The 9,497-nt window shown below is 51.4% G+C and carries 8 protein-coding genes; 5 read left to right on the top strand and 3 right to left on the bottom strand.

The genetic code is table 11. The features are described 5' to 3' along the window. Positions 1-78: 78 nt before the first annotated feature. On the bottom strand, positions 79-624 hold the full coding sequence (locus QOL41_RS00345; protein WP_283428194.1) for a DJ-1 family glyoxalase III: 546 nt from the start codon (positions 622-624) through the stop codon (positions 79-81). A gap of 82 nt (positions 625-706) precedes the next feature. Beyond that, entirely contained in the window at positions 707-2,146 is a 1,440-nt protein-coding gene (gene sufB / locus QOL41_RS00340; RefSeq protein WP_502846873.1) for a Fe-S cluster assembly protein SufB, read from the bottom strand. A gap of 103 nt (positions 2,147-2,249) precedes the next feature. On the opposite strand from sufB, the gene QOL41_RS00335 reads away from it, so the two are divergent. Further along, complete coding sequence (locus tag QOL41_RS00335; RefSeq protein WP_283428193.1) at positions 2,250-3,656, top strand: sodium-dependent transporter; 1,407 nt, start codon at positions 2,250-2,252, stop codon at positions 3,654-3,656. 114 nt (positions 3,657-3,770) lie between these two features. Further along, positions 3,771-3,950, top strand: a complete 180-nt coding sequence (locus QOL41_RS00330) for a hypothetical protein (RefSeq protein WP_283428192.1) — start codon at positions 3,771-3,773, stop codon at positions 3,948-3,950. A gap of 71 nt (positions 3,951-4,021) precedes the next feature. Here QOL41_RS00330 and thrC read toward each other — a convergent pair whose 3' ends face one another. Continuing rightward, entirely contained in the window at positions 4,022-5,362 is a 1,341-nt protein-coding gene (gene thrC, locus QOL41_RS00325; protein WP_173652767.1) for a threonine synthase, read from the bottom strand. 106 nt (positions 5,363-5,468) lie between these two features. Between thrC and QOL41_RS00320 the strand changes: the two genes are divergently transcribed. From QOL41_RS00320 to QOL41_RS00310, 3 genes are read left to right on the top strand one after another with little or no spacing between them, the layout of a single operon-like run. Then, on the top strand, positions 5,469-6,983 hold the full coding sequence (locus QOL41_RS00320; protein ID WP_283428191.1) for a hypothetical protein: 1,515 nt from the start codon (positions 5,469-5,471) through the stop codon (positions 6,981-6,983). After that, positions 6,983-8,224, top strand: a complete 1,242-nt coding sequence (locus tag QOL41_RS00315) for a BamG-related protein (protein WP_283428190.1) — start codon at positions 6,983-6,985, stop codon at positions 8,222-8,224. Before QOL41_RS00320 ends, QOL41_RS00315 begins: the two co-directional genes overlap by 1 nt. 24 nt (positions 8,225-8,248) lie before the next feature. Then, entirely contained in the window at positions 8,249-9,463 is a 1,215-nt protein-coding gene (locus QOL41_RS00310; protein WP_283428189.1) for a DUF4912 domain-containing protein, read from the top strand. Positions 9,464-9,497 lie beyond the last annotated feature (34 nt).

Here is a 9,497-nt window from a genome sequence, read left to right as displayed (position 1 = left end):
TTTTCTATGAAATAAACCGGGCTGCTTCAAAAGCAACCCGGTTTTTTTGTTTCGGAAAATTCTGTATTCAGTTGCGCTTTAGCGGGCGACGACTTGGTTGCGAATCTTTTCAGAGATTTCGCGACCCGCTACTTGAGCGAGGCATTCGAAGGCGAATTCTTCGGCGGAGCCGGCACCGCAGCTGGTAATCACCTTGCCGTCGACTACCACGCGGTCGGTCAGGTACTGCTTGCAAATGAGGTCGCCTTCGCAGCCGGGGAAGCAAGTGCACTTGCGGTCTTTCAAGAGGCCTGCCTTCGAAAGTACCAGCGGTGCCGCGCAAATGGCGAACAGCCATTTACCCTGGGCGTCAAACTGCTTGATGGCTGCTTCGACAGCTGCACTTGCCGCGAGATTCTTGACGCCCAGACCCCCGCCGGGGAGGTAAATGGCATCAAACTGTGCAAGGTCGGCGTCCTTCAGCAGAATATCTGCTTGAATACGGAGCCCGAGCTTACCTGTTACGGACAAACTGTCGCTAATGGATGCGAGGGTCACATTGAGGCCGCCGCGCTGCCAGTAGTCAAAGGGAGTGACGAATTCGGTTTCTTCGAAACCATCTGCCATCAAGAATAAGATCTGCATAAAACCTCCGTGAAAGGATGTTCAAAAGGTAATAAAAAAAAGATGCCGGATTGGGGCCGGCATGACAAGTTTTTTGAGGCTGCTACCCGACGCTGTGTTCGAGCTTTAAAGTCAGCAACTGGCGAGCTTCCGTGGCGAATTCGCCGGGGAGTTCCTTGAACACGTCTTTGCAGAATCCGCCGACCATTGCCTGGATGGCGTCTTCGCGCTTGATTCCGCGGCTTTCGAAGTAGAAAAGCTGGTCTTCGCTAATGCGGCTGGTGGTTGCTTCGTGTTCGGTGGTGGAGCTTGCGTTTGCGACCGTGATGTACGGGAACGTGTGTGCCGCGCTCTTGTCGCCCACGAGCATGCTATCGCACTGCGTGTAGTTGCGGGCACCTGTGGCGGACTTGTGAATGTTCACTTCGCCGCGGTAGGCGTTGCTAGAATAGTCGGCGCTAATACCCTTGCTGATAATCGTGCTCTTGGTGTTCTTGCCAATGTGGATCATCTTGGTGCCGGTATCGGCCTGCATGTGCCCGTTGGTGAGGGCTACGCTGTAGAATTCTCCGACAGAGTTGTCGCCTAGCAGCACGCAGCTCGGATATTTCCAAGTGATGGCAGAACCTGTTTCGACCTGCGTCCAGCTGATGCGGCTGTTCTTGCCGGCACATTTGCCGCGCTTGGTCACGAAGTTGTACACGCCGCCGGCTCCCGTCTCGCGGTCGCCCGCGTACCAGTTTTGCACGGTCGAATACTTGATGCTGGCGTTGTCCTTCGCCACGAGTTCCACGATTGCGCTGTGCAACTGCTTGCTGCTAAATTCCGGCGCCGTGCAACCTTCCAGGTAGCTTACGCTCGCACCTTCATCAGCGATGATCAAGGTGCGTTCGAACTGGCCTGCTTCCTTGTTGTTAATGCGGAAGTAGGTGGAAAGATCCATCGGGCACTTGACTCCAGGCGGAATATACACAAAGCTTCCGTCGCCAAAGACCGCGCTGTTCAGTGCTGCAAAATAGTTGTCGCCTGCGGGCACGACTGAACCCAGATATTCCTCGATGAGTTCGGGGTATTCCTTGATGGCGTCGCTGATGCTGCAGAACAGAATGCCCATTTCCATGAGTTTGCGCTTATGGCTGGTGTAAATGCTCACCGAATCAAAGACCGCGTCCACGGCCACGTTGGCAAGGCGCTTCTGTTCGTCTAGCGGAATGCCGAGCTTTTCGAAGGTGGCCAAGAGTTCCGGGTCCACGTCTTCAATCTTTTCGTGGCTCTTCTTGGTCTTCGGGGCGGAGTAGTAGACAATGTCTTGCAAGTCCACCGGTGCGAAACTCAGTTCGCCCCAGTTCGGCTGCTCCATGGTCTTGAGCTTTTCATACGCTTTCAGTCGGAAATCGAGCATGAACTGCGGTTCACCGCGGAGCTTGGACGCCCTGCGGATAACATCTTCGTTCAGACCTTTCTCGAAGGCCTCGTTCTCGATATCCGTTACAAAACCGTATTTGTAGTTTTCGCTCATTTTACACCTTTTTTGCGCGTGCAAATTTAGAAAATGATATGGAATATGCCAAATAAGGATCCGTTTTAATCGGATTCTTCGAAACTAAAATGTGACAAAAAACTTACAACACTCTATATTTTTTTATATGAATAGTAACAGAGAATCCTTTGCTTCCCGTATGGGGTTCATCCTCATTTCGGCAGGCTGCGCCATTGGCCTAGGTAACGTATGGCGTTTCCCGTTTATTACGGGGCAGTACGGTGGTGCCGCTTTTGTGGTGATCTACCTGTTCTTCTTGCTCGTGTTCGGCCTTCCGATTCTCATGGCGGAATTTGCCGTGGGCCGTGCCGCGAACCGCAGTGTGGGTCGTGCTTTTGAACGACTTGAACCGAAACATTCCAAGTGGCATTTGGCGAAGTGGCCCATGATTGCGGGTAACTACCTGCTCATGATGTTCTATACCACGGTCTGCGGCTGGATGCTTTATTATTTCTACCGTATGGTGGTGGGCGATTTCTCGAACGTGACTCCGGCACAGGTCGGCGCAATGTTCGGCGAAACGCTTGCAAGTCCTGCGATTCAGGTTGGCTGGATGGTCGCGACAACGCTGATTGGTTTCGGTATTGTTTCGCTCGGACTCCAAAAGGGCGTAGAACGCATTACCAAGTGGATGATGTCGTTTTTGTTTGTCATTATGATTGCGCTTGCGATTCGCGCTGTCACGCTTCCTGGTGCTGGGGCGGGTTTGCGTTTTTACTTGTTGCCCAATTTTGACCACCTTGTGAAGAACGGCATTGGCGAAGCGCTCTTTGCGGCGTTGGGTCAGAGCTTCTTTACGCTGAGTCTCGGTATTGGAGCCATGACCATTTTTGGAAGTTATATCAAAAAGGATCATTCGATAGCAAAAGAGGCGGCCAATATTTGCGCCTTGGATACCGCAGTTGCCTTGCTTGCTGGTCTGATTATTATTCCCAGTTGTTTTGCCTTTGGGCTTGAACCCAATGCGGGGCCGGGCTTGATTTTTGTGACGCTTCCGAATGTGTTCTCGCAGATGCCTGCGGGGCGACTTTGCGGTGCGGCGTTCTTCCTGTTCCTTTCGTTTGCGGCTCTTTCGACTGTGGTGGCCGTGTTTGAAAACATCACGACCTTCTGGCGCGATGCCCGCCGCTTTGACCGTAGGGAAGTGGTGCGCGTGAATGCCGTGCTGGTAGTGCTGCTTTCGATTCCTTGCGCCATCGGCTTCAATATGATTTCTGGTTTCCAGCCTTTTGGCGAAGGTAGTTGTGTGCTGGATCTCGAAGATTTCTTAGTCTCCAATACGCTGTTGCCAATCGGTTCGATTTTGTTTATCGTGTTCTGTTGTCATAAGCGCGGCTGGGGCGAAGAAAAGTTCTATGCCGAAATCAATACCGGTAAAGGGTTCAAGTTCCCGACTCATAAGATTGTTCGCTTTTATGTAAAGTGGGTGATTCCCGTTGTAATCGCGATAATCTTGATTCAGGGGTACTTCCAGAAGTTCGCTCCGGAATTGTACAACAAGATATTTGGCTAATTCTTTTTATTAGCTAATATGGCGGGCAAGTCCCGCCTTTTTTATTGTTTGCAAAATGACAATTTTTGTCATTATTTTAAAGGTATATTTGTATGCGTAAAAGAGAGGTAAATTATGAATCGCTTTAGCATTGCAAATAACAACATCCTGTTTTCCACGCTCCTGGTCTTGGCTCCGGTCGTTTTCGGCGCTATGTTCTATGGTTCTGATAGCGTGGTTGCCGCATCTTCGGCCGCAATCGCCTATTTAAGCCTGGTTATCGGGGAACGGCTGGACTCCGCTCAAAATTCCTAAAACAAGAAAGCTCCGCTTTGACGCGGAGCTTTTCTAGATTCCGGCGGTGGCCGGAATGACGATTTGTCGCATTAGCGCCTTCTTTCGGCCATCTCTTTCTTCAAGATGTCCATGACGGCGCCGAGGTCTGCCGGAGCCTTGAATACGGGGTTCGCGAACTTGGAGCAGATGTTTTCGAGCTTCTTTTCGTGATAGCCGACCTTGAATTCGGTGAACTTGAGGCCGTGTGCCGTGCTGATGACGACCACGTTTTCTTCCTTATCGATCTTGCCTGCGGCAACGAGCTTTTCGAGGGCGCCGAGAGCCACGCCAGTGTGCGGGCAGCAGTAGAGACCGATACGGTCGCCGCGGTGGGCGGCATTGGCGAGTTCTTCTTCGGTAACGCTCACGACCATGCCGTTCGTCTTCTGGATGGCGCGCACGGCCTTCGGATAGCTGACCGGGTTACCAATCTGAATGGCGCTAGCGAGAGTCTTCTTGGCCTGCATCGGAACGAGCTTGTCGAAACCGCGTTCGTAAGCCTGGAAGAACGGGTTGGCGTTTTCGGCCTGAGCCACGATAATGCGAGGAATGCGGTCGATAAGGCCCATGGCCTTGCAGTCTTCGAAACCCTTGGCCAGAGCGCTCACGTTGCCGAGGTTGCCGCCCGGGATAATCACGGTGTCGGGCACCTTCCAGCCCATTTCCTGGCAGATTTCCGGAGAAATCGTCTTCTGGCCTTCCACGCGGAGGCTGTTCATGGAGTTGGCGAGGTAAATGCGGTTGTCGGCAGTGACCTGCTGCACAATCTTCATGCAACCGTCAAAGTCGGTGTCGAGGGCGAGCACGATGCTGCCGTTAGAAATCGGCTGAATCAGCTGGGCAACGCTCGTCTTGCCGGCGGGCAGGAACACGATGCTCGGAATGCCGGCCTTGGCGCAGTAGGCGCTCAAAGCGGCAGAGGTGTCACCGGTAGAGGCGCAAGCCACAGCGTCAATCGGGTGAATACCCTTCTTGATAATGTGGTTCACCTGGCTCACGAGAACCGTCATACCGAGGTCCTTGAAAGAACCTGTGTGAGAGTTACCGCAAAGCTTGACCTTCAGGCTCTTGATGCCCATTTCTTTTGCGAGCGGAGCGGCGTCAAACAGCGGGCTCCAGCCTTCGCGCATGGTCACGATGTCTTCGAGAGGCATGTCGGGAAGCACCATTTCGCGCTTGCTCCAAATACCGCTCATGTCGGCCGGTTCAAAGCTCATGCGGCGTTCGGCAAAGAGCTTCTTCCATTCGTCGGGGCTCTTGCTTGCAAGTGCTGCGCGGTCATGTTCGACTTCGAGCAAGCTACCGTCGACTTTGCTGCGGTAAATGACGTCGGTCAGCGGGTAAGTATCGTCCCCGTTGATGTTCCTAAAATGGGCGTTGAATTGGGCCATAATATCCTCTAGTTTTTTCGGGCCTAAATATAGGAAATTTTGGCGGTTATTTGTACCTAATTTGCTATATTGTCCTTGGAATTACAGATTAGACTCGGAGTACTGAGTGAAGAAAACATTGCTTAATCATTTGAAAAAGACCCATTTACTGGCGTTGGCGCTATCGCTATGCACAATTACGTTGACCGCCTGCTTGTTCGATTCTGACGAAAATGGTGTGGAATCTTGGCTTGATGCTCGCGGCTTGCCGAGTAGCTATAAGGTGCAGACTTTGAGCATTGAAAATATCAAGGTGGCATCGGCCCAAAGGTATGCTCCTGAGTTGCCTAGGTCTGCAGACATCAGTGCTGTTCTTGGACATTCTTCGAACATTACGCATGACTTGGTGTTTGATATTGCTTTTGAAGCCAAGTCGAATTTTATGAAGTCGTTTACGGAATCGGATACTTCGGGCGCGTATTTGGGACTGTTCTGGCATAAGCCTTTCTACGAAGACAACGCTATCCCGTCGGATTATGTTCCTTTTGACGAAGAAGTCGATTTCACGGTGAGCTGGAAACTTACATCCACGGATTCTGTTTCGTATAAGAAGTTCCTTTCGAATGTGATGGACGAAGCTGATACGACCTGGTACAAAAGCCTGACGGAATGGGAAAGCGATGGCTCGGTTGATACGACTTATCAAGTCAAGCTGACAAAGAAGATGCTTAAGGCTAAAGACACCGATACCACGACGGCTAGAGGGCTCCGCTTGGATATGCCTTCGAAGTTAGTGAACGAACTTAAACAGGTGAAGGGTGCCGCTCGCTTGCAGATTCGTCTTTCTGCGCCGAAGTCGCCCCGTATGTACCGTTTCTATGGCGATGGAACGGCTCGTCCGCCTATTTTCGAAATGCATTCAGATTCGATGACATACGTTACGCCTAATCCGTTCCGTATGGCAGATGTCATGACTAACGAGGAAGATTGTCCGGAATGCCCGATTCTGCATGCTGGTACTTACGATTCCTTGGTTGTTGAACTTCCGTCCGAACCTATCCTTGAGGCTCTGTCTGAATTTTATGGCGATGAATTCCCCAGTGCAGATGGCGACGGCAACGATGTTCGCCAGGTGGTTCTCCATGCGCAACTTACGATGGCCCGCGATGATTCCAAGGGCAGTAACGAATTTGGTTATCCCATCCAGATGCTGAGCGGCTCCTTTGTGGATAGTGCTGACCAGGTGGTTCGCCGTATGCAGTCGAAGTACCTTATCGATACGGCTACGGTTGTCGAATCGGGTTTCCAGAACTTGATTTTCCACGACGGCGATTCCTTGACGATTCAGCTGACTTACGGCGTGCGTGAATTCTTGAATAAGGCTAGCGATGGCCGTAATATGAAGTTCATGATGCGTATGGGCCTTCCGTACTTGCAGGAAAAGGACCCGACCTTCACGGATTATACGAAGTCTAGGAAAGATACGATTGAGACCGATCGTGGCGATTCGATCGTGAGTGTGACAGACACTCTCCTTCAGTATGTGAATTACTTTGATTATGCCCGCTACGATTTTTCAACCTCTTTGGAAAATCCGATGACTCTTAAGCTCTGGCTTGCATCTAGGCGGGGGGATGAATAATGAAAAAATTTCTGCTTGCATTAGGTGCTTTTACGAGTTTTGCTTTTTCTTCGATGATCGGGCTTGATGCCTTGGGCGAAGAACAGGTGATGGGTGGTGTTACGTCTGCGGCGGCACGCGGTTTTGCCGGTAATGCCAAAACGGGCGATGCCGAAGGCTTGTCTGTCGTGAACCCGGCACGAATGGCTTTTGATGCGAAGGTGGTTTTTAACCTGAACTTTGCTATGGAACTCGATGCAGCCCGTAACGGGGGTAAGCATTATGCGTATTCCGGCATGACGCTTCCGTCCATGAACTTTTCGTTCCCTATGGGCATGTTCGGTGCAATGGGTCTTTCGTTGTGGCAGCATTATTCGTCTTCTCTGAACGATGAATTCGAAAATAAAAATGCGACGACTGATTCCAAAATTGAATACAAGGGTAGCGTCTACGAACTCGTTCCGACTTATGCGGTTCGTTTGCCGTTCTTCCGTTCCCTTTCTGTGGGTGCGTCTGCGCACGTTGTAATGGGCAATATTTCTCGTGATTTGACGATTGGTCCTAGTTACGACGACCTGGAATCTTCTGAAACTTGGGCTGCAGATGCAAGCAATCTTTCTGACCATGTTGAAGGCGATTGGGAAATCAAGCATCACCCGGCTTACTATACGGGAGCTATCCAGTATCGCGGTAAGATGGCATCGTATTTCTTGTCGTATACGACCGGTTATACCTTGGTCAATTCGCTGGATTATGACTTTAGATTCAGCGAACTGGATTCGATTGTATCGACCCATTCTAAGCGCGAAATTGATGTGCCGGCAATGCTTGCCACAGGCGTCAATTACCGCTTGGCAAAGCGTCACAATGTCATGATGGATTTGACTTGGCGCATTTGGGACAAGGATATTCAGAATATCGCGGGTGGTTGGAACATGCCCGAAGAAACTGAAACCCAGACAGATTACATGGTGTCGCTTGGTTACCAGTTTGATGGATCTCCGCTGTTCTATGATGCTTACTGGAGCCGAATTAGTTATCGCGCCGGAGCATGGTACAGAAATTGGTACATCAAGGATGTTTATGAAGTGGGTGGCTCGCTCGGTGGCGGATTCCCGCTGGGCCGCAAGGGCACCACAATCGATATTGCATTGCAAGGGGGCAAGCGCTTCTCCGATTCTAAAACAGAATGGGAAGAAACGTTTATCGGGCTCCGTATTGGTCTCACCGGTATTGCTACATGGGGCCAGGAGCGCAGGTAGGATTTTTAATGAAGGAGGCCTAGTATGGCTATAAAAAAAGAAACAGAAACAAAGTCGAAAATTAAGGCTGTGGTAAAGGAAAAGGTGGCGAAGGTCGCTGCCAAAAAGACCGCAACCCTTAAGACGATGAAGGATGCTGAAGAAAAGGCTGTAAAAGCCGTAGCCAAGGTGAAGAAGGCTGCTGCAACGAAGGTTTCCAAGATTTCGGACGAAGTGAAAAAGGTCGCCGCGAAAAAGACTGCAACGAAGGCCGCTGCTCCAAAAGCTGCTGAAAAGCCTGCCGCTAAGGTTGCTGCAAAGCCCGCTGTTAAACCCGCCGCTAAACCGGCTGTTAAGCCTGCAGTAAAGCCTGTTGCAAAGCCCGCTATCAAGCCTGCCGTAAAGGCTGTGCCTGCAAAGCCGGTTGCAAGAAAGCCTAGGGCTAAGGTGTCCGAAAAAGATGTCGCCAAAATGGCACAGTCCTTTGACGCCGAATACCTGGTGCTCATGCAGAAGGACCCGAACTGGATGCACGCCTTCTGGGAAGTGTCCGAAAACAGAATTAACGAAGCGAAGCACGGTAAGGGGAAAATCGTTCTTCGTCTGTTCGACATTGCCGATGACCTTACGGTGCAGCGCGGCAAGAAGCGCAAGTTCCGCGATGTCGAAGTTCCGGCAAATGCCCGTAGCTGGTATGTCGAAAATACCGCCGGCAAGGCCTGCGTCGCCGTTCTCGGTGCCGTATCCGGCAAGAACTTTATGCCCATTGTGGAATCGGCTCCGGTCATGACTTTTGACAAGTCCGCAGCCGCTCCTGCCGAAGACGATGCCTTTGCCAAGGCTTCTCTCGGTGGCAACACGCTCGGCAACTTCATGAGTTCCGGATTCTCTAGCCAGACGGCTGAATCTTGGCTCAAGAAGCTTGGCGGTAACTTTGGTAGCTCTTCGGAATCGATGTTCTCGGGCGCCCTTTCTAGCGCTGCCCTCCAGTCGAACAACATCGAAGTCGCTAAGGATTCCGTGAACTACGGTAAGGATTTCTTCCTGTGGGTCAAGACTCGCTTGATCGTTTACGGCGGAACTCGTCCGGATGCACACCTCCAGGTGCGCGGCGAACCGTTCCCGCTGAACCCGGATGGCACCTTCAGCTTTGAAGAAGACTTGCCGGATTCTACCAAGATCATTCCGGTGTTTGCGACCGACAAGGATGGCGATTTCCCGACCACGATCGTTCCGATTGTCGTGAAGCGCACGGAGTAATCCGTTTTAATGGGAGCTCCCGGAAAAATCATTT

The sequence above is a fragment of the Fibrobacter sp. UWB10 genome (assembly GCF_900182935.1).
GTDB lineage: Bacteria > Fibrobacterota > Fibrobacteria > Fibrobacterales > Fibrobacteraceae > Fibrobacter > Fibrobacter succinogenes_O.
The sequence above is the reverse complement of the archived record's forward strand: the minus strand, read 5'-3'. Positions and strand labels throughout refer to the sequence as shown.